Source organism: Agrobacterium sp. CG160-95 (assembly GCF_053521725.1).
Genome location: NZ_JBNWDU010000010.1, coordinates 119,213 through 138,127, shown reverse-complemented (window position 1 = coordinate 138,127; position 18,915 = coordinate 119,213). Strand labels below are relative to the sequence as shown.

Sequence of the window (18,915 nt, the reverse complement as noted above, 5' to 3'; positions counted from 1 at the left end):
GGTTCATTCGAATATTGGTGTGTGCTGGTAAGATTAACCGGAAGGCACAGGTCACGAGTTCGGATCTCATAAAGGCAACAAACGCGGGTCTCTTATGCGAGTCATGCAGCCGCGAACGTCCCCGCGACGCCAAGGCCCGCCGAGATCAGAAGTGCCGTAATCACGGACATCCGGAGACTGAAGATCGCCACGGCTGCTAGTATGGTCAACACAAGCGACGGTCGGATGATCGAGGTCATGACTGGCAGATCCATTTCCCCCGAGCATCTCCTCTACCGAGCACGGTTTCAAATCCTATTTCAGATGTCTTGCGACTCGAGCCTGCGATACAATTCCACAACGTCTTTGCTTGTGTACCCGAGGGTGTATTCGCCCTTTCCAAGGGATGTTAGAAACCCCTCGCCAAAGGCCTCAAGATGCTTGAGTGAGAGATCCCTAAGTTTGGGTGATCTACGCTTGACAGCCCTGCTTAGCGCCGCCTTCAACTCTGATGCAGTCAGTTCGGTGCAGTAAGCAGGCGTTCCAGGCTGCTGCCGCCAGGATTCTGCCATGGGACCCGCGTCAATTCCGTCGAAGCCCAGATCGTCGATCAAGCCGACGACCTTCGTTTTAGCGTCCACATCCTCGCCGTAAACCGACATCGCAATGCGGCCAGGCGTGCCCGCCGGCTTTCCCTCATGCGCCTGGGTGTAGGCCAGCTGATTGTTAAACGCCTTGATGATCGGACGCCCCATCTGCTGCTCAACCCACTGGCTTTCCACCATGCCTTCCTCGATGGCAGGGATGGTTCTGTCGCGTCCCGGGAAATAGTTCGAGGTATCGACGAGAATGACGTCGTCGGGTACGGCGTCGAAAAGGCCGTCGGGCAGCGAGGGTATGGCGTGGAGCGGGATCGTGGTGACGATCACCTCGACATCCTGCACAGCGTCCGCTACTGGCACAGCCTGCGCACCGGTCTCGCGAACCAGATTGTCAAGTGCACCAGGATCGAAGTCGTTCGCGATACGGACAGAGTGACCTGCGGCCACCCATTTCTTCGCGAGATTGGCTCCGATCAACCCAGTTCCGATGATGCTGATTTTCATAAATCTTTTCTTTCCTTCGAGAGTGGTGATTCGTAATTCTGCATGTTCCAGCATCCGAGAACGCCCGCACTGGGAGCGAGCGGTCTCGGCGGGGCGTCGCGGTAAACACGAGATGTATAGGCAGGCGTTAGAGTGGCCCGGTGTTCAGACGGCCGTCTGGCCGCCATCGACGGGAACGACTGCACCGGTCATGTAGGAGGATGCGTCCGACGCGAGGAACAGCATGGCCTGTGCGATTTCCTCGGGCTTCCCGACGCGCCCTGCCGGGATGAGGCTTACGGTCTTGTTCACCGACGCCGGGTCCTTGGCCAGATGCTCCAGATAGATCGGTGTCTCGATCCCACCTGGGCAGATCACATTGGCGCGAACGCCCTTGCTCGCATATTCGGCGGCGATGACGCGGGTTGCGGCGATAATAGCGCCCTTCGTCGCTGAATAGACGGCAAGGCCCGGCATTCCAACGAGCGCCGTGGCGGACGAGATATTGACGATGACACCGCCATTCCCCGCGACGAGATGGGGAAGTGCGTATTTCATGGAAAGCAGCAAGCCGCGGATGTTGACCGCAATGACTTTGTCAAAGTCGTCCTCGCGCGCATCTTCCAGCGAACCCTGTGGGCCTGTAATACCTGCGACGTTGCACAGAATGTCCAGTTGCCCGAACTCGGTGATGGCCATGTCGATCATCGCCTGGACATCGCTACTCTTGCTGACGTCGGCCCGGCAAGCCACCGCGCGCTCGCCAAGTCCGGCGGCAAGTTCCACCTCTTTCCCACTGACATCCGCAAGCACTACGCAGGCGCCCTCCCTGTGAAACAGCCTTGCTGCCGCAGCAGCAATACCGGATCCTGCACCCGTGATGAGGGCGACCTTGCCTTCCAGAATTTTGTTCATTCGTCTCGTTCCTTTTCGATCACCTATGAGGGTGCGGCATCGCCGCACTGGCGTTCACCCCGTGGTCCTGCCGCGTTCCCGGGCCCATTCAAACCGCGTACAGCAGCCGCGAGAGCTGGACGATGAAGTCCCGGCCGGGGTTGTGACCGGCTTCGAAGCGCTCGAGGTAAACCTTGGAGGCCAGGTCCGACCGCCTGCGCGATCGGGCGAGATCCGCCGATGCCAGCGCGTCCGGCAGTTCGGCGAGCGTGACCTCGGTGCAATAGGATGGCGAGCCGGTTTGCTGCCGCCACGATTCCGCGATCGGCCCGGCATCATAGCCGTCGAAGCCGGTGTCCTCGACCAGCGCCATCGTCACGTCGCGGTCGCGGGGGCGATCGGCCGCGACCGGGGCCGCGATCCGGTCGGGGTCGCCGGCGGGTCTGCCCTTTTCCGCCAGCGTGACCGAATAGATTGAGTTCCACGCCTTGGCGATCGGACGGCCGAGTTGCGCCGTCACCCATACGCTGTCGGCCATCCCGTTCTCGATCTCAGCGATCCTGTCGTCGCGCGCGGGGATATAGTTCGACGTGTCGATGACAACCGTTTCGGCGGGAAGGTCGGCGACCAGCGGCGCGATCGCGGGGATGCCGATGAAGGGGATAGAGAGGATCAAAACCTCGATGCCGATGATGGCCTCCTCCCTGGTGACCGCCTGGGCGCCTGTGGAGAGAGCATCTGCATCGACCGTGTCGGGTCCGCGCGAGTTGGCGACTTTTACCTCATGGCCGGCTGCGGCCAGCTTTCGAGCAAGAGTTCTGCCGATGTGGCCGGAGCCTAGAATTCCGATTCTCATATCTCTTCCTTCCTTTTGGACACAATCGGGAGGCAGCAGTGCTCGCTGCACCCCGATCCGCGTTGACGATTACTTTGGAGCAGTGACTTCGCGATTGCGGGTGACGATCTGCTGGTGGCTGAGGGGTGAGGTCTCCGCCATGAAGCTCTTGATGAGCGCGTCACGGTCCTTCGGTGCACGCTCCTTGTCGGCTTTGGAAAGTGCGTCTCTGAGTTCGGGCAACGTCAGTTCGGTGCAGTAGGCCGGCGTGCCCGGCTGCTGACGCCAGGAGTGAGCCAGACCGCCGGCATCCAGCGTGTCGAAACCGGCCTCGTCGACCAGTTGCCGCGCGATCGCCTTTGCCTGCGCGTCGTCGCCCGCGACGGGGATCGCAATCCGGCCTGTCGTGCCCGCCGCAGTGCCGCCATTCGCCAGCGTTTCGGCGAGAAGCGCATTGAACGCCTTGACCACAGGTCGGCCCAGTTGCTCGCTCGACCAAACGCTTTCCGGCTTGCCGCCATCGACCTCCGCGATGTTCCCGTCGCGGAAGGGATAATAGTTGCCGGTGTCGATCACGACCACGTTCGACGGCACGTCCGCGAAGATGCCGGCTACCTTGGGGATCTCCGCGAACGGGATCGAGAGGATGACCGCCTCGACATCCTTGACCGCGTCCTGCGCTGCGACTGGGACAGCACCCACTTCCCCCGCCTTGTCGCGGATGTCGTCAGGACCCTTAGAACCCGCCAGCTTGACGGTATGTCCAGCTGCTGCCAGCTTTCGTGCGATCGTGGCGCCAATGTTTCCTGCGCCGATGATACCGATTTTCATGTGATTTCCTTCCAGTTGTTGTTTGCTCATCGATGGTGGATTGAGGTCATTGAATTACGCGTGGATCGACCCCGTACTGGGCGGGAGCGCCGAGATGATCGCGAAGCGTGGCACCTTCATAGTCCCGGTGAAACAGCCCGCGCTCCTGGAGGATAGGCACGACGCCGTCAACGAAAGCGTCGATTCCGTCCTCGTAGATGTCCGGCGACACCCAGAAGCCATCGACAGCGTCTGCCTCGAACCATTCCTGCATGTGGTCGGCAGCCTCAACTGCGGGGCCGACAATAACAGGGTGATAATCGATCACGCCGTGGGCAAGCACGTCGCGAAGTGTCCAGCCTTCGCGTGCGATTTTAAGCGCGTGCTCTGAGCGCGGATCACCCGGTGATGGGCGAGCTTTGGCCAGTTGGTCCGGCGATAACGGCACGTCGAGCCGGGAAGGATCGAGGCGCAGGCCAAGCATCTGCCCGAGATATGCCGCGCGTTGAGGAAATGTCCTCTCGCTTAACGCGATCCGGCGATCGAGCCCTTCCCGTCGATCGCTGGCGATCGTCGTCATAAGGCCGGCAAAAAATTTGATCTCGTCCGGGCTGCGCCCAGCACGTTCAGCCGCGTCACGAAACGCTGTGCGCTGCCGACGTGCGTCTTCGATTGTGAATGTGGCACCAATGACGCCGTTGGCATAACGACCGGCGAGTTCAAGGGCGTTTGGACTGCCGCCAGCGTGGAAGATGACCGGTTGTCCCTGTTCGGACGGGGGGATGTACAAGGGCCCACGCGAGGCGACGAACGAGCCGCCCATTTTGATGGGAGCAATCTGTTCGGCGTTTGCGAAACGTCCAGCTGCCTGATCGTGTAACCAGGCATCCTGACCCCAGCTGCCCCAGAGTGCCTGGACGAGCTGCACTGTCTCATGCGCCCTTCCGTACCGGTCTTTGCTGGACGGCAGGCGACGGCCGTAATTCGCTGCGACATCTTCTCCACTTGACGTGACGGCGTTCCAACCCGTCCGTCCATGGCTCAAGACGTCCAGCGCCTTGAACTGGCGGGCGAGGTTGAAGGGTTCGTTAAACGTGGTCGATCCCGTTGCGACAAGGGCGATCCGGTCGGTCGCGCACGCGACAGCCGCCAGGGTGACAATGACGTCGAGATTGAAATTGGGTGGCTCGTTCTCGATGTCGCCGACATGTGTCGGACCATCCGGCAGGAAGAGGAACTGAAGCTTTCCGCGTTCGGCCGCCTGGGCGTGTCGTACCTTCGCATCGAAACTGGTGTAACTCCTGGGATCGACCGTCGTGGCACGCCAGGCTCCCGGCAGGTTCCCGTATCCGTTGCCCAGATGCATGCCAATTATCATCTGTTTGCTCATCGTATTCTCTTTTCCCTGACGGAAACCATCTGTTAAAGCGGCCCGACAGAACATATATGTGGAGAGTGTCTCCGATATGATCTGCATATACGGAGAGGCTCTCCGATGTTCAAGGGTCGAAAGTCAGAATGCAAGATTTGCCAAAACCGCCGCGGCGCGGGAGAGACGTACAGCAGAACAGAGCGCATATTCTCAATGTGGCGCGACAGGCCTTCGGTAGCGATGGTGTTGATGTTTCCATGGATGCTGTGGCGAAGCTGGCAGGGGTGGGACCGGGCACGCTCTATCGCCATTTCCCGAACAAGGACGCTTTACTGGCCGCGCTGCTCGTCGATCACTATGAGGCACTGGACATTCGTCGCGTCGAGATCGAAGAACAGGAGTCGAATCCAGCGCGCGTACTGGAGCGCTGGATTGATGCGTTGGGAGACTGGATGGTGGCTTATGAAGGCTTGGCCGAGCCGCTCCGGGCTGCTTGCAGCAAAGACTCGCCCCTTACCCCGACTTGCGACACGGTCATTGCGACGACCGAACGAATACTGAATGCTGCACAGCAAGAGGGATCAGCACGAAGAACAGTGACCGGCAGGGACGTCTTTCTGGGCGCATTGGCAATTGCCTGGGCAAGCGGGTCTATGGTCGCGAAGGAGGATACACGACACGTGCTCCGCGATGTCCTGCGAGATGGCTGGCTACAACCAAAGTAGCAACTGGCAGTTTGGGGCAACTTTCTATTCGCGTTGGCCGAAGCGGCCGTTGAGAACCTGACATGACGCTTCAAGCGCTGCGTCACGGGGTCGACATGACGCCGGTGCTCCATGTCGGCTTAAAATGTCGGATGATTGCTCGAGTCGCGCATGCGCCGTAAATGCTGGATCAACGGCTGATCAAAGGCTGTCCATGCGCGACCGCAAACTTAAGGCCGCTGTGGCGAGGCCTCTAAAGATTGCCAGCGTTGGAAGCCGGTTCGCTTTTATTACTCTTGATCGGACCACCCAATGTAGCCGTGAACCAGTCGACCACCCGATCGATGATCGGCGGCTGATACCAGGTGAGATCGCCATGACCGGCACCCTCTACGAGAACGTATTCGACCTTGTCGCCCTTGCTCTTCAATGCTTCGTAGAGCTGCACGCTTTGACGAGGCGACACGAGCGTATCGGCGCTTCCATGCATGATGAGGAACGGTGGCTTGTTGCCGGCAACATGACCCATGGGGCTTGCTTGCAACGCCTTTTCGGGATTGCTACCGATCGATGCGCCGGGAAAATCCGCAAAAGCCGTGCCATTCACTAGCAGCGCTTCAGTCACAGCAGGAGACGTATGCACCTTGGCGATCGCTTCCGGAAACCCGTCGCCGATTTCAAGCAGATTGGAGATGCCGTACATTGTCACAGCTGCCTGAACGTCGGAGGATTTATCGAGAAACTGACCCTTGTCGAAGCCCTTTTCGCCGCTCGTCATGCCCATCATCTGCGATACGTATCCGCCGGCGGAATCGCCGAGCACACCGATGCGGGTCGGGTCGATGCCATATTCGTCGGCATGTTCACGGAGGTAGCGGATCGCCGCCTTGCCGTCCTCGACAAGCGCCGGATATTTGTTCGGGACCGTCCGGTACTGCGCGGCTGCGACCACGAAACCCGCCTGAGCGAGCGCCATGCGAAGATCAATGAACTTTTCATGATCAGCTGAGATGAAACCGCCGCCCGGGAAATAGACGATTGCCGGTTTCAGATCTTTTGTTCGCGGCACAAGCAAGGACATTTCAAGCTGAGTAACGGCACGAACCTGCTTGATCTGCGTAAACACTACACCACTGATTTGATCGATCTGGCCTTGTGTTTTCTCGACGCGAACGACCTGCGCACCCTCTGCGTAGCCGGGAAGCGACGTTTTATCATCGGCCTGGGCAAGGCTGGTCGTCAGCATCGATACTCCTAACATTAATGTGCCGATGAGTAGGGGGGCATGCCTCATGGTCAATTCTCCTTGAATAAGTGCTGGATTCCTCAAAGTTCAAAACACAGGAAGGAACAATGCGCTTGATCCTGCGGCGCGAGGGCCGCTTTTTGCGGCTCTTGCTGTTTGGGATATACGGAACCCGACTCTAATCGTTCCTCCCCTAACTGAATTTCGGTAAAGCGTAAAATTAACGATGTGTAATTTGACCGCGACGGAATCTTCGAAAGGGCTTCGAGTTTCCAGATCGTCGTACTCTCCCAAAGACTTGCGGATCGTCCCAACTTCGAGCGAAGCGTCCTTCATCAAACTGGCTTTCGTTTCGACGCGCTTTCGACCGTTGTCCAGAATTTCTCGGCCAATTCAGTCATCCGGTTCCTGGGTCGGATCAGCACGATCTTGACCGGGACCACCCACGTCTCGTCACCCGCGATCGCAAGCTTTCCTTGTGGCTCCAACTCGGAATTGGCAAGGCTGCGTGGTATCCAGGCGACGCCTTTGCCCTCGAGTGCCAGCGCTTTCAAAACCATGGCCAAATGAGATGTGAACACGCGAACGAGATGCAATTCGGTGTGTGGCAGGTTGGCGGCAAGTATCCGACCCATGCCTGACTTCTCGTCGAATGACACGTGAGGAACGGGAGCCTCAGACGTGCCGGGTAATCTATGGATCGGCAAGCCATCCTCACCTTTGCTCGCGACTGGAAGAAGAACGTCCGTGGCGAGTTCCACGTGCCTGAAATCCGATTCATGCAAGCGGATTTCGCTGTTTGGATGGAAATGGCAGAGCAGAAACTGCGCTCGGCCTTCCGCCATCATCCTTTCACACTCGTTCATATTATCCGAAAGGAGCCGGATCGGGACAATCGCCACCGAAGACCCCAGACTCTGAACCCAACCTGGAAAAAAGGTGAACGACAAGGCGTGCGTGGCCGCAAAGGTGAGGGTCGCAGTGGCTGACCGTTCCTGGCTCAAGTCCTGGACTGCCCTCTCTATCCTTTGAAGAATATCATTTGCGGCATCCAGCATGATTTCACCGGCAGGCGTAATCCTGATGCGGTGCGTCGATCGGTCGACCAGAACGGACCCGCTCCAGTCCTCAAAGGCCTTTATCCGTCGACCGAAAGCGGGCTGGGTAATGTTGCGCATCTCCGCAGCCCTCGAAAAATTGAGAGTGTCGGCGAGTGCTCGCAGATCTAAAAGCCAGGCAGTATCCATCTCATCCTCATCACTTACGGCATCATTTGAAGCCGAAACGGCATTGGACCGTCAATCGCTTGTTCGCGAATGTCGCCTTGAGGACAGCCGTTGTTGGAGACGACGGCAAATGGGAGGAAGACAATGAAGTTACTTTCGATCATAGCTGTATTTACACTATCCGTCACCCCGGTTTTTGCTGCAGACTACCCCGAACGCAATATATTCATGGTGGTCCCATACGCAGCGGGCGGACCGACCGATACCATCGCCCGGCTTACCGCAGACGCGATGTCAAAGTCGCTCGGCAAGCAGATCGTCGTCGAGAACGTTGCGGGCGCGGGTGGAACGATTGGCGCCCGGCGTGTGGCAGACGCGGATCCAGACGGTTATACGATCCTCGTCCACCACATCGGGATGGCCACGGCTCCCGCACTTTATCGGCAGTTGCCCTATAAACCCACGGAAGCCTTTGAGCCGATTGGCCTCGTCAGCGACGCTGCGATGACGGTGATCGCGCGCAACGAGTTCCCGGCTTCGACGTTTCAGGAACTCGTCGCCTACATCAAGCAGAACGGTAACAAGGTAACCTATGCCCATGCCGGAATTGGAGCCGCGTCCCACCTGTGCGGCACGTTGTTCATGTCAACCATCGGTACGCAAATGACGACCGTTCCCTACAAGGGAAATGGCCCGATCATGACCGACCTGCTGGGCGGCCAGATCGATATGACCTGTGACCAGGCGACGAACACTGTTGGTCCGATCACGCAAAAACAGGTGAAGGCATACGCAATCACCAGTGAGGCGCGTGCTGAAACGCTGCCCGATGTGCCAACGACCACAGAGGCCGGGTTGCCCGAATTCAAAGTCGGCGTCTGGCATGGCGTATACGCCCCCAAGGGCACTCCGAAAAACGTCCTGGACAAGCTGACGACGGCACTCCAGGCCGCAATGGAAGACGCTACCTTGAAAGAACGCTTCGCGCAGATCGCCACTATGCCTGCAACCAAAGAGCAGGCGACCCAGGCCGCGCTCCGTACCAAGCTCGATAGCGAAATCAAGCGATGGGATCCCATCATCAAAGCTGCCGGACAGTTCGCAGATTAACGATGATGGTTCGGCTGCGGAGTAAAGCCCGCAGTCGAACGGAGGGCTTCTATGGATATCAAGAATATTGTCGCCTCCGGCACGCTGCTGGCTGTCGGGATCGGGTTCGGCATTTCATCCATATTTACAATGGATGTCGGATCCGCGCTCAGAATGGGCCCCGGCTATTTCCCTCTGATCCTGTCGATCGTCATTACCGTGATCGGCGTCGTTATCGGAATCAAGGCTCTGAGGGACACTGAAGCCTTTCACCCGCAGATCGCACCCTTGCGGGCTCTCATCGCCATTATCGTTGCGCCTATCCTGTTCGGCCTGACTGTTAGAGGACTGGGGTTTGTGCCGGCAGTGGCGCTCACTTCATTGTCTGCGGCAACCGCGGCGACCGGGCAGAGACGGCTCGTCGTTCTCGCCATCACGCTCGGCATCACCGTCTTCTGTCTGGCTGTGTTCTATTATGGCCTCGGGCTTCCCGTCCGTCTTATCGGCCCTTGGTTGGGAGCTTAAGCTATGATGGACCTTATCGGAAATCTAGGGATGGGCCTATTCTCTTCTGTTTCGTTGGCACACTGCTCGGAACGCTGGTCGGTGTTCTCCCGGGCATCGGCCCGACGGCGACGATTGCCATGCTGCTGCCGATCACCTTGTCTCTTTCGCCCGAGACATCCCTGATCATGCTTGCTGGCATATATTACGGCGCGCAGTATGGCGGCTCGACGACCGCGATCCTGATCAATCTGCCGGGCGAATCCTCGTCGGCCGTGACAGCTCTAGATGGATACCAGATGGCCCGGCAGGGCAGGGCAGGGCCGGCGCTTGCAGCTGCGGCTCTCAGTTCCTTCTTTGCCGGCACCATCGCGACCGTCATCGTGGCCGCTCTTGCGCCGCCCTTGACAATGATCGCGCTGAAGTTCGGGTCGCCGGAGTATTTCGGTCTGATGGTGCTCGGGCTCGCTGCCTCCATCGTTCTGGCGCGCGGATCGGTGCTGAAGACGATCGCAATGGTCTCAATGGGCCTCGTTTTTGGGCTTGTCGGAACGGACATTAATACGGGGGCGATGCGTTTCACGCTTGGCCGACCGGAACTGGCGGACGGTCTGAACTTCGTCGCCGTCGCCGTTGGCCTCTTCGGCATTGCCGAAATCCTGCGCAATCTCGAAACGACGATCGAGCGAACCGCCGTCGTCAGCCGCGTTGCAGGCCTCTGGCCGAGCCGTGCAGATTTCAAGGCGATGATCGGGCCGGCATGCCGCGGCACGCTGTTGGGATCTGCGCTTGGCGTTCTTCCGGGAGGCGGTGCCATCCTGGCGTCCTTCGCATCCTATGCTCTGGAGAAGAAAATCTCCAAGACGCCGGAGCGCTTCGGCAATGGCGCGATCGAGGGTGTGGCGGGACCGGAGGCCGCCAACAACGCCGGGGCGCAGACGTCGTTCATACCGATGCTGACCCTCGGCGTGCCTGCCAATCCCGTCATGGCGCTGATGATCGGCGCCATGATCATCCAGGGTATCGTGCCCGGCCCGCAGGTCGCGACTGAGCAACCCGTCCTGTTCTGGGGCCTCATCGCCTCGATGTGGATCGGCAACCTGCTTCTCGTCATCCTCAACCTGCCGTTGATCGGTCTGTGGGTGAAGCTCCTGACGGTTCCCTACACGGTGCTTTTTCCGGCGATCCTCGCCTTCGCCTCGATCGGCGTTTACAGCGTGAACTCCAACACGTTCGATCTCTACGTGATGGCGGCGTTCGGCGTGTTCGGCTACGCTTTGTCGAAACTGGATTTCGAGCCTGCGCCCATGCTGCTGGGCTTCGTGCTCGGGCCCCTGCTGGAAGAGCATTTGCGACGGGCGATGACGATTTCTCACGGCGACATCTCCGTCTTCGTCACCCGGCCAATCAGCGCAGGTCTCCTGACGGTTGCACTCATCGTGCTGGTCGTCGCCTTTCTCCCCAACATCGCGAGACGTCGCAATCAGGTCTTCGTCGAGGAAGACTGATCGAACAGGAGCATAGCCTTGGAAAACAGAACCAACCGCGTACACAAGATTGCCTCCATCGCCGGTGACGGAATCGGCAAGGAGGTCGTTCCCGAAGGCATCAGGGTTCTCGAAGCGGCATCGAAGAAATTCGGCTTCGAACTCCGGATAGACACCTTCGACTTCGCCTCCTGCGATTACTACATGAAGCACGGCCAAATGATGCCGGAGGACTGGAAGACGCAGATCGGCGGTTATGACGCCATTTTCTTCGGGGCGGTCGGCTGGCCGGAGGTCGTCCCAGATCATATCTCGCTCTGGGGCTCGCTCATCCAGTTCCGGCGGGAATTCGACCAGTATGTCAGTCTGAGGCCTGTGCGGCTGATGCCCGGCGTGACCTCGCCGCTCGCCGGCAGAGGACCCGGCGATATCGACTTCTACGTCGTGCGCGAGAACACTGAGGGCGAATATTCTTCGGTCGGCGGGCGCATCTTTCCGGGCACGGAGCGGGAAACGGTTCTCCAGGAAACGGTAATGACGAGGATCGGCGTCGATCGGATCCTGAAGTTCGCCTTCGATCTCGCCCAGACCCGGCCGCGGAAACGGCTCACCTCCGCGACCAAGTCGAACGGCATCTCCATCTCGATGCCCTATTGGGATGAGCGGGTGGAAGAGATGGCGAAGTCCTATCCGGATATCGCCTGGGACAAATATCATATCGATATTCTCTGCGCCCATTTCGTGCTGAACCCGGACCGCTTCGACGTCGTTGTCGCGTCGAACTTGTTTGGTGACATCCTCTCGGACCTGGGGCCGGCTTGCACCGGCACGATCGGCATCGCGCCTTCGGGAAATATCAACCCGGAGCGGAAATTCCCCTCCCTGTTCGAGCCCGTCCACGGATCGGCCCCTGACATTGCCGGGGTCGGGATTGCGAACCCGATCGGCCAGATATGGTCGGCAGCGATGATGCTTGAACATCTGGGAGAGCACGAAGCCAGCGCCGCGGTCATGGCGGGGATCGAGACCGTTCTGGCAGACGAGCGGCTTCGGACGCGCGATCTCGGCGGAGACGCGGATACCGTAACGTGCGGAAAGGCCGTTGCGGACACTCTCGGGTAATATGCATTGCTGTAGCGCTGAATGTGCCAGCAACAGAGCCATGAAGCTGAATTTGCATTGGAATATGCGATCCCGTGAAGGTGAACAGAGCCATTAACCTCGAGTAATCTGAAGTTCTCAGCAAAGTCTTCGGCCGCCTTGTTGCAAATGGCAATGCCGAAATGGCATCAATATAAATCGTCAGAGCATTGGAATTTGCAGCCGCGGCTGGCTACCAAGGAGGCAACAGTCCGGTCGTCTGATCGCTACGAAGTTGCGGCGGAGCGCCACCATTCGCTATCTATTTTAAACTAAAACAGAGGTTAAAATGCGTATCATCGACGTCTGCGAAGTCACCAAACCAATCGCTTCGCCCATCCGCAACGCCTATATCGACTTCTCGAAGATGACGGCGAGCCTCGTCGCCGTTGTCACCGATGTTGTGAAGGACGGCCGTCGGGTCGTTGGCTATGGTTTCAACTCGAACGGCCGTTATGGCCAGGGCGGCTTGATCCGCGAGCGGTTCAAGGACCGCATCCTGCAGGCAGACCCGAACAGCCTGATCAACGATGAGGGCACCAACCTCGATCCGCACAAGATCTGGTCGACTATGATGATGAATGAAAAGCCCGGCGGTCATGGAGAGCGCTCGGTCGCCGTCGGAACGCTCGATATGGCGATCTGGGATGCGGTCGCGAAGGTCGAAGGCAAACCTCTGTTCCGCATGTTGGCCGATATGAAGGGCCGTGAAGCGAACTCGAAGGTCTTCGTTTACGCGGCAGGCGGCTACTATTATCCCGGCAAGGACAATAGCGCGCTGCGCAAGGAGATGCGAAGCTATCTCGACCGAGGCTACAATGTCGTCAAGATGAAGATCGGGGGAGCCTCGATTGACGAAGACCGGGGCCGTATCGAGTCCGTGCTGGAAGAGATCGGTTCCGAGGCACGTCTGGCCGTCGACGCCAACGGTCGCTTCGATCTGGAGAACGGGATCGCCTACGCCAAGATGCTACGCGATTACCCTCTGTTCTGGTACGAGGAAATCGGCGATCCCCTCGACTATGCTCTGCAGGCGGCGATCTCGGAATTCTACGATGCCCCGATGGCGACCGGAGAGAACCTCTTCTCCCATCAGGATGCCCGTAACCTGCTGCGCTACGGCGGCATGCGTTCTGACCGCGACTTCCTGCAGTTTGACTGCGCCCTGTCCTACGGTCTCGTCGAGTACCTGCGCACGCTGGACGTGCTGCGCCAGTTCGGTTGGTCACCGTCGCGTTGTATCCCCCACGGCGGCCACCAGATGTCGCTCAATATTGCCGCCGGCCTTGGGCTGGGCGGTAACGAGAGCTATCCGGATCTCTTCCAGCCCTATGGCGGCTTCCCGGACGGCGTCAAGGTTATCGACGGCCACATCACAATGCCGGAACTGCCGGGCATCGGCTTCGAAGGCAAATCCGACCTGATCAAGGTCATGCGCGAACTCGCCGAGTAATGAAGTCTCTGGGGGAGTGGCACGCGACTCCCGCATTAACAATCGGCGCCGCAAACAATTACCGATGACATGCGGCATACGCGAGGATTGGCTGAGCACCACGTCCATTTGCGACATCATGAGGCGACCCACAATTGTATTGCCGCCTCATCAAGTTGATCGACAGCTCCCTGCCGGGAATGGGATGTAGTCAGCGACGAAATGGGTGTCATGAAACGACCGTTAACATGCGACCCCATGTTTGCGACCTACCTCTCGTATGGCGCCTAAGCAGAGGCGGAAACACTCTGCGCCTCTGCGGTCTTATATGTTGTTTGCCGTTATAGAACGCTCGGTTCTATGGCTTACGTTCAGCTTGTGATTTTGCGAATGCTGGCGACCATGGCTTCGCGTTCGAATGCAACGCTTCCATCGACAATCCCTTGCGTGATGAGTTCAAGGTTGTGAGGAAGGCGGGTCTTGTCGACAGACGAAAGTGCTTTCGTCAGACCGGCTGCATCGAGTTCCGTGCAATAGGCGGGGCTTCCCGGCTGGAAACGCCAGGAATCCGATAGCGGGCCGGCATCCACGACATCGAAGCCAGTGTCATTAACGAGACCCGATACCACAGCTTTAGCAGCGGCATCATCTCCAGCGATCGGTATGGCCAATCTGGAAGCCGCGCCACGTTTCGCGCCGCAGTCGGCGAGAGTGAAAGACAGGAGCGCGTTCCAGGCTTTCACGAGAGGCTTTCCGATCTGCTCGCTGGCCCAGACGGTTTCCAGTTTTCCTTCTTGTACCTCTTTAATCATGCCGTCCCGCATTGGATAGTAGTTGGACGTATCGACGACGATGACGCCTGCGGGAACAGCGGCAAGCACAGGTGCGAGTTCCGGATTTCGATCAAATGGTACGGAAAGGATAATTACCTCCACATCCTTGACCGCTTCGTCACGCGTGACAGCAGCAATTGCCGTGCCGTCAACGATGTCTTTGAGGGTTTCCGGTCCCTTCGAGTTGGCCAGCTTCACGTCATGGCCGGCCTTTGCCAAGATCCGTGCGAGATTTGCGCCGACCATTCCTGCTCCGATAATTCCGATTTTCATGATTTTTCCTTGTTCCTGTTCATTCGCGGGATTTGCGAAATTTTTGAAGGGTGTTCCGAAGGGCGGCGAGAGCCGCAGGCCACCGTGGTCAGAGCATGTCCGACATGCCGAACGAGGTGAGCATACTGTTCTGAATGGGGCGGACCGCCTCGTTCAATTGATGGATACCAAAGTCCAGGCCTTCAGGCATAACGACGGTTCGCAACGGGCGTCGTTCAGTCGCTTCGATCAACTCTGCGATGGAAACGGCAACGCGCTGAGGACGGGGTGGGTTGGCATCGTCTCCGTCGTTAGCGTGCGCCTTGATTTGGCCTGGGATTGCCGCGATCTCACCGTAGGATGCAAGAACAGCATGGTCCGATGGCTCAGGGCTCGAAGAGATGAGGTTGCTCGGGAATGGCCCGGGCTCGACAATGACGGAGTCAATACCAAAGCCCTTCAGCTCGTAACGATATGCCTCGGCAAGTGCCTCCAGCGCGAACTTGCTTGCTGAGTAGGTTCCGAAAAAGGGGAACACCACCCGGCCCATCAGGGATGTGACGTGGACAAGGAGCCCGCTGCCAGCAGCCCGCATATGAGGAAGAACGGCCCGGTCCGCGCGTACGGCGCCAAAGAAATTGACCGCAAACAGCCGTTCGATGTCAGCAACCGTGTAGGCTTCGGTGATCCCGACAGGCATCAATCCGGCATTGTTGACGAGGACATCGATCTTTCCGTGCTCTCTCACGACCTTATCGATCGTTGAATTGACGGAAACGTCGTCGGCAACATCCATCTCCAGAACGTGCAGTACATGTCCTTCAGTTGCCGCAGCGTCAATGAGATCCTTGCGCACCCGAGCGTTTCGCCCCTCGACGTCTCGCATGGTCGCAACCACCGTATGCCCCCGTCTTGCCAACTCGAGCACCGTAAGGTTCCCGAAGCCGCTGCTCGCACCCGTCACAACCACAACTTTCCCGCTCATCGCAAAACTCTCTTTTTTGAATATGACGTCCCTTCAATATACAGACCTGTATGTACTTGCAATAGGGAAAAATACAGAATAGTCTGTCCACCTTGAGATGATGAATAGGAGATGCCAAATGCAAAAGGGCAGCATGCCTGAAATCGTGGAGTTGGAGCGCCAGTCGCTCGAGGGCCTTCCCCCAAGAGAGCGGATATTAAAGACTGCCTCAGATCTGTTTTATCGGCTCAGCGTTCACTCTGTCGGGATAGATCGCATCATTGCAGAGAGTGACGTGGCGAAGATGACTTTTTACAAGCACTTCCCGTCAAAGGCCTCCCTGATCGCGACGTATCTCCGTGATAAAAAAACCATTGGTTTTGAGATGTTTGCAGCGGCGGCGGAAAAGCCTGGCCTGTCAGCCATAGAGCGCGTGCTTACAATCTTCGATGCAATTGATGAACCTCTCCGTGCGCCTACATTCCGTGGTTGTTCGTTTTCGAGAGGGCTGGCAGAATTTGGACCCGAGGCAAACACACCAGAAGTACAGGCGACCATTGCCGACTATTACAAAGAATTACATGAATTAGTTACGCGGCTCATTGAGCCGCTGGGTTTGAAGAAACCTGAGCGAGCCGTTATCCAGGTCCTATCGCTGGTTCAGGGATCTTTCGTCATAGCTCAATCCATTCCGAGCGAGGGAATTGTCGAAGCCAATCGCGATGCCGCTAGGTTGTTGCTAGAGAACGAGATGGCTGTGGCGTCGAAATCGGAAAGAGACTGAGACAGTCATGCCGGACATCCTGAAAATTGGACAATGGCTGCGTGCCACGCTTTCCCATGCCATCCACAAACCAGTATGCCGACTGATCTCGCGGATCGACTGCTTCTCGCGCAGCTTCATTCGCCGGATGATGTTTAAAAGTCCCATGTGGATCACTCCGTTGCCCCCGTCGCTGACCGCGTTCGGGGGAAGGTCACATGGCTCAATTCTCAGTGGAAATTATCTGCCTAACCGGCTCAGTTCTGCGTGGAAAACAACAGCAACGCAATGAACTTCCGTCCTGCCAAATATGCGCAAAGCGCTATCTCGGCCATAGGAGCTACTATGTATAAAGGCAGTTGCCTCTGCAGCACGGTAAAATACGAAGTTCGTGGAGAGCTTGGTAAAGCAATCTATTGCCACTGTTCACGTTGTCGCAAAGCAAGCGCAACCGCGTTTGCGACCAATGCGTCTGTTGTAGCCAGTGACTTCGTGATCATTGAGGGCGAAGCTGCGCTGAAGGCGTTCGATTCTTCGCCAGGCGTTCATCGCTTCTTCTGTTCCAATTGCGGGTCGGCGATCATAAGTCGCCGCGACGAGATGCCAGATGTCGTCCGCTTACGGCTGGGGACGCTCGATACGCCGCTGCCGACGTCGCCGACAGCACATTATTTTGTCGCCTCGAAAGCCGAGTGGTACGAGATACACGACGAGTTGCCACAGTTCGCGTAACGCCAGCACGATGCTGGCAGTCGGGAGCGCACTGAAAACATCGGTGATCCCGCATGTTAAACAACAAGCCACGACGTGTCGGCTGGCTGTACGCCGCCGCATTTTGAGGTTTCTGATACCCATCCGCGACCGCGCCGAGCGCGCCAACTCATCCGTAACTCGATCAGTCGTCTGTCCAACACCACTGCCTAAATGTGCAAAACACAAGGAGATTATTCGATGACAAATGGTTTCGGAGCCAAATCCACCACCGAAGACGTGCTTTCCGGCATCGACCTTAGCGGCAGACGCGTGCTCGTCACCGGTGTATCCGCTGGGCTTGGCGTCGAAACTGCGCGGGCGCTGGTAGCCCACGGAGCAAATGTCGTAGGCGCTGCCCGCGATCTGGCCAAGGCCGAAAGCGCAACGGCGACTGTCCTTGCCGAGGCTGCCAATGGCGGTAGCCTCGAACTGATCCAGCTCGATCTGGCATCGCTGGCAAGCGTGCGCGCCTGCGCGGACGCTCTGCTCAAGGATGGTCGTACCTTCGATGTCGTCATTGCCAATGCCGGTGTCATGGCGGCTCCCTTCGGTCATACGGCCGATGGGTTCGAGACGCAGTTTGGCACCAACCATCTCGGCCATTTCACCTTCGTCAATCGCATCGCGTCCCTGATTGCACCCGGCGGGCGGTTGGTGAACCTGGCATCGTCCGGCCACCGCTACGCCGATGTCGATCTTGAAGATCCAAATTTTGAACACACGGCTTACGATCCCTGGATTGCTTACGGGCGCTCCAAGACTGCCAATATTCTGTTCGCTGTCGAATTCGACCGACGGCACAAGGCGCGCGGGGTTCGCGCAACGGCGGTACATCCAGGCGGTATCCGCACGGAGCTCACCCGCCACTTGGGAGACGGAGCGTTTGAGGCGATGATCGACAAGGTCAACAAGGAACTCGCAGCCCAAGGTAAGTCGCCTTTCGAATTGAAGTCGATCCCGCAGGGAGCCGCCACCTCGTTATGGGCTGGCTTTGTTGCCGCTGGTGACGAGGTCGGTGGTCTCTATTGCCACAATTGCCGTGTCGCGACCGTAACGGAGAACCCGGCAAGCCGCATCAGCGAAGATGTCTGCGCCTATGCGCTCGATGCCGAGCGGGCCAAGGCCCTTTGGATTAAGAGCGAAGAGATGATCGGGGAGCACTTCGAATAACAGTATTAAAGAACGGCCGTGTCCGGCCCCGGTGCTCACCCGCCATATTGATCGTGTGGGCCATTTCCATGCAAAGAGCGTTCGCCCTGTCGTGATGCAGCGGGTGCGCGACGATGCGATGAGCTTCATGGACGGAGTTCGGGCCGGCGTGTTCACCGTACCGCGAGACGAGGAGGGCGGGGTGGAGTTCGAACCGCTGCTAAAAATCCTGAAAGATGCCGGCTACGACGGCTGGATCGTCATCGAAGCCGAGCAGGATCCAGCCGTTCGCAATTCCTTCCAGTACCAGTCGCTCGGCCTCGATGCGTTGAAAGCCGCCGCCGTCAGGGTTGGTCTCGTCTGATAAAACAGTTGGAGTTCATCATGTCCAGGCTTCT

At 58.2% G+C, this 18,915-nt stretch carries 21 protein-coding genes; 11 read left to right on the top strand and 10 right to left on the bottom strand.

Annotation, left to right across the window (positions count from 1 at the left end; translation table 11 throughout):
* Positions 1-101: 101 nt before the first annotated feature.
* The 6 genes from ACQZ63_RS25950 to ACQZ63_RS25925 all read right to left on the bottom strand — a co-directional run bounded on the left by ACQZ63_RS25950 (position 102) and on the right by ACQZ63_RS25925 (position 4,993).
* Positions 102-254: a hypothetical protein gene (locus tag ACQZ63_RS25950; protein WP_173998403.1), complete on the bottom strand. Its 153-nt coding sequence runs from the start codon at positions 252-254 to the stop codon at positions 102-104.
* A gap of 45 nt (positions 255-299) precedes the next feature.
* Complete coding sequence (locus ACQZ63_RS25945; protein ID WP_236776496.1) at positions 300-1,139, bottom strand: NADPH-dependent F420 reductase; 840 nt, start codon at positions 1,137-1,139, stop codon at positions 300-302.
* A 90-nt stretch (positions 1,140-1,229) separates the two neighbouring features.
* A complete protein-coding gene (locus tag ACQZ63_RS25940; RefSeq protein ID WP_173998406.1) occupies positions 1,230-1,979 on the bottom strand; it encodes an SDR family NAD(P)-dependent oxidoreductase in 750 nt (249 codons plus the stop codon).
* An 88-nt stretch (positions 1,980-2,067) separates the two neighbouring features.
* Positions 2,068-2,850: an NADPH-dependent F420 reductase gene (locus tag ACQZ63_RS25935; protein WP_272870726.1), complete on the bottom strand. Its 783-nt coding sequence runs from the start codon at positions 2,848-2,850 to the stop codon at positions 2,068-2,070.
* Between the two features lie 33 nt (positions 2,851-2,883).
* Positions 2,884-3,654: an NADPH-dependent F420 reductase gene (locus ACQZ63_RS25930; RefSeq protein ID WP_272870724.1), complete on the bottom strand. Its 771-nt coding sequence runs from the start codon at positions 3,652-3,654 to the stop codon at positions 2,884-2,886.
* Between the two features lie 16 nt (positions 3,655-3,670).
* Positions 3,671-4,993 (bottom strand): NtaA/DmoA family FMN-dependent monooxygenase, encoded by a 1,323-nt coding sequence (locus tag ACQZ63_RS25925; RefSeq protein ID WP_173998533.1) that lies wholly within the window; start codon positions 4,991-4,993, stop codon positions 3,671-3,673.
* 128 nt (positions 4,994-5,121) lie between these two features.
* On the opposite strand from ACQZ63_RS25925, the gene ACQZ63_RS25920 reads away from it, so the two are divergent.
* Entirely contained in the window at positions 5,122-5,700 is a 579-nt protein-coding gene (locus tag ACQZ63_RS25920) for a TetR/AcrR family transcriptional regulator (RefSeq protein WP_173998412.1), read from the top strand.
* 232 nt (positions 5,701-5,932) lie between these two features.
* Here ACQZ63_RS25920 and ACQZ63_RS25915 read toward each other — a convergent pair whose 3' ends face one another.
* Together ACQZ63_RS25915 and ACQZ63_RS25910 are read right to left on the bottom strand one after the other, a co-directional pair.
* The gene (locus ACQZ63_RS25915) at positions 5,933-6,925 is read right to left on the bottom strand and encodes an alpha/beta hydrolase (RefSeq protein ID WP_209159888.1); all 993 of its coding nucleotides are present in this window, start codon (positions 6,923-6,925) and stop codon (positions 5,933-5,935) included.
* A 335-nt stretch (positions 6,926-7,260) separates the two neighbouring features.
* Entirely contained in the window at positions 7,261-8,172 is a 912-nt protein-coding gene (locus tag ACQZ63_RS25910; RefSeq protein WP_173998415.1) for a LysR substrate-binding domain-containing protein, read from the bottom strand.
* Positions 8,173-8,295: 123 nt separating this feature from the next.
* Here ACQZ63_RS25910 and ACQZ63_RS25905 point away from each other — a divergent pair, with 123 nt between their 5' ends.
* The 5 genes from ACQZ63_RS25905 (at position 8,296) to ACQZ63_RS25885 (ending at position 13,824) form a co-directional block, all read left to right on the top strand.
* On the top strand, positions 8,296-9,261 hold the full coding sequence (locus tag ACQZ63_RS25905; protein ID WP_173998417.1) for a tripartite tricarboxylate transporter substrate-binding protein: 966 nt from the start codon (positions 8,296-8,298) through the stop codon (positions 9,259-9,261).
* Between the two features lie 51 nt (positions 9,262-9,312).
* A complete protein-coding gene (locus tag ACQZ63_RS25900) occupies positions 9,313-9,765 on the top strand; it encodes a tripartite tricarboxylate transporter TctB family protein (RefSeq protein WP_173998420.1) in 453 nt (150 codons plus the stop codon).
* A complete protein-coding gene (locus ACQZ63_RS25895; protein ID WP_173998422.1) occupies positions 9,750-11,252 on the top strand; it encodes a tripartite tricarboxylate transporter permease in 1,503 nt (500 codons plus the stop codon). The genes ACQZ63_RS25900 and ACQZ63_RS25895 overlap by 16 nt, the downstream gene beginning before the upstream one ends.
* A gap of 18 nt (positions 11,253-11,270) precedes the next feature.
* Positions 11,271-12,353 (top strand): tartrate dehydrogenase, encoded by a 1,083-nt coding sequence (locus tag ACQZ63_RS25890; RefSeq protein WP_173998424.1) that lies wholly within the window; start codon positions 11,271-11,273, stop codon positions 12,351-12,353.
* A gap of 307 nt (positions 12,354-12,660) precedes the next feature.
* Positions 12,661-13,824 carry a mandelate racemase/muconate lactonizing enzyme family protein gene (locus ACQZ63_RS25885; RefSeq protein ID WP_173998427.1) on the top strand — a complete coding sequence of 388 codons (1,164 nt, stop codon included), beginning with the start codon at positions 12,661-12,663 and terminating at the stop codon, positions 13,822-13,824.
* 350 nt (positions 13,825-14,174) lie between these two features.
* Here the strand turns inward: ACQZ63_RS25885 and ACQZ63_RS25880 are convergent, their stop codons facing one another.
* A complete protein-coding gene (locus tag ACQZ63_RS25880) occupies positions 14,175-14,912 on the bottom strand; it encodes an NADPH-dependent F420 reductase (RefSeq protein WP_419457095.1) in 738 nt (245 codons plus the stop codon).
* An 85-nt stretch (positions 14,913-14,997) separates the two neighbouring features.
* Entirely contained in the window at positions 14,998-15,873 is an 876-nt protein-coding gene (locus ACQZ63_RS25875) for an SDR family oxidoreductase (RefSeq protein WP_173998429.1), read from the bottom strand.
* A 118-nt stretch (positions 15,874-15,991) separates the two neighbouring features.
* Between ACQZ63_RS25875 and ACQZ63_RS25870 the strand changes: the two genes are divergently transcribed.
* The 5 genes from ACQZ63_RS25870 (at position 15,992) to ACQZ63_RS25850 (ending at position 18,881) form a co-directional block, all read left to right on the top strand.
* A complete protein-coding gene (locus ACQZ63_RS25870; protein ID WP_110802706.1) occupies positions 15,992-16,636 on the top strand; it encodes a TetR/AcrR family transcriptional regulator in 645 nt (214 codons plus the stop codon).
* Between the two features lie 7 nt (positions 16,637-16,643).
* Complete coding sequence (locus ACQZ63_RS25865) at positions 16,644-16,907, top strand: hypothetical protein (protein WP_165910742.1); 264 nt, start codon at positions 16,644-16,646, stop codon at positions 16,905-16,907.
* A 53-nt stretch (positions 16,908-16,960) separates the two neighbouring features.
* Entirely contained in the window at positions 16,961-17,347 is a 387-nt protein-coding gene (locus tag ACQZ63_RS25860) for a GFA family protein (protein WP_110802728.1), read from the top strand.
* Between the two features lie 219 nt (positions 17,348-17,566).
* On the top strand, positions 17,567-18,538 hold the full coding sequence (locus tag ACQZ63_RS25855) for an SDR family NAD(P)-dependent oxidoreductase (protein ID WP_173998430.1): 972 nt from the start codon (positions 17,567-17,569) through the stop codon (positions 18,536-18,538).
* A 91-nt stretch (positions 18,539-18,629) separates the two neighbouring features.
* Positions 18,630-18,881 (top strand): hypothetical protein, encoded by a 252-nt coding sequence (locus tag ACQZ63_RS25850; RefSeq protein ID WP_448799444.1) that lies wholly within the window; start codon positions 18,630-18,632, stop codon positions 18,879-18,881.
* Positions 18,882-18,915: the final 34 nt, after the last annotated feature.

What these genes read in the sequence shown, in the direction of transcription:
- ACQZ63_RS25875 (WP_173998429.1), bottom strand. Translation starts at nt 15,873, where the DNA reads ATGAGCGGGAAAGTTGTGGTTGTGACGGGTGCGAGCAGCGGCTTCGGG.
- ACQZ63_RS25915 (WP_209159888.1), bottom strand. Translation starts at nt 6,925, where the DNA reads ATGCTGACGACCAGCCTTGCCCAGGCCGATGATAAAACGTCGCTTCCC.
- ACQZ63_RS25910 (WP_173998415.1), bottom strand. Translation starts at nt 8,172, where the DNA reads ATGGATACTGCCTGGCTTTTAGATCTGCGAGCACTCGCCGACACTCTC.
- ACQZ63_RS25855 (WP_173998430.1), top strand. Translation starts at nt 17,567, where the DNA reads ATGACAAATGGTTTCGGAGCCAAATCCACCACCGAAGACGTGCTTTCC.
- ACQZ63_RS25860 (WP_110802728.1), top strand. Translation starts at nt 16,961, where the DNA reads ATGTATAAAGGCAGTTGCCTCTGCAGCACGGTAAAATACGAAGTTCGT.
- ACQZ63_RS25905 (WP_173998417.1), top strand. Translation starts at nt 8,296, where the DNA reads ATGAAGTTACTTTCGATCATAGCTGTATTTACACTATCCGTCACCCCG.
- ACQZ63_RS25885 (WP_173998427.1), top strand. Translation starts at nt 12,661, where the DNA reads ATGCGTATCATCGACGTCTGCGAAGTCACCAAACCAATCGCTTCGCCC.
- ACQZ63_RS25925 (WP_173998533.1), bottom strand. Translation starts at nt 4,993, where the DNA reads ATGAGCAAACAGATGATAATTGGCATGCATCTGGGCAACGGATACGGG.
- ACQZ63_RS25940 (WP_173998406.1), bottom strand. Translation starts at nt 1,979, where the DNA reads ATGAACAAAATTCTGGAAGGCAAGGTCGCCCTCATCACGGGTGCAGGA.
- ACQZ63_RS25870 (WP_110802706.1), top strand. Translation starts at nt 15,992, where the DNA reads ATGCAAAAGGGCAGCATGCCTGAAATCGTGGAGTTGGAGCGCCAGTCG.
- ACQZ63_RS25930 (WP_272870724.1), bottom strand. Translation starts at nt 3,654, where the DNA reads ATGAGCAAACAACAACTGGAAGGAAATCACATGAAAATCGGTATCATC.
- ACQZ63_RS25900 (WP_173998420.1), top strand. Translation starts at nt 9,313, where the DNA reads ATGGATATCAAGAATATTGTCGCCTCCGGCACGCTGCTGGCTGTCGGG.
- ACQZ63_RS25950 (WP_173998403.1), bottom strand. Translation starts at nt 254, where the DNA reads ATGGATCTGCCAGTCATGACCTCGATCATCCGACCGTCGCTTGTGTTG.
- ACQZ63_RS25920 (WP_173998412.1), top strand. Translation starts at nt 5,122, where the DNA reads ATGCAAGATTTGCCAAAACCGCCGCGGCGCGGGAGAGACGTACAGCAG.
- ACQZ63_RS25945 (WP_236776496.1), bottom strand. Translation starts at nt 1,139, where the DNA reads ATGCTGGAACATGCAGAATTACGAATCACCACTCTCGAAGGAAAGAAA.
- ACQZ63_RS25865 (WP_165910742.1), top strand. Translation starts at nt 16,644, where the DNA reads ATGCCGGACATCCTGAAAATTGGACAATGGCTGCGTGCCACGCTTTCC.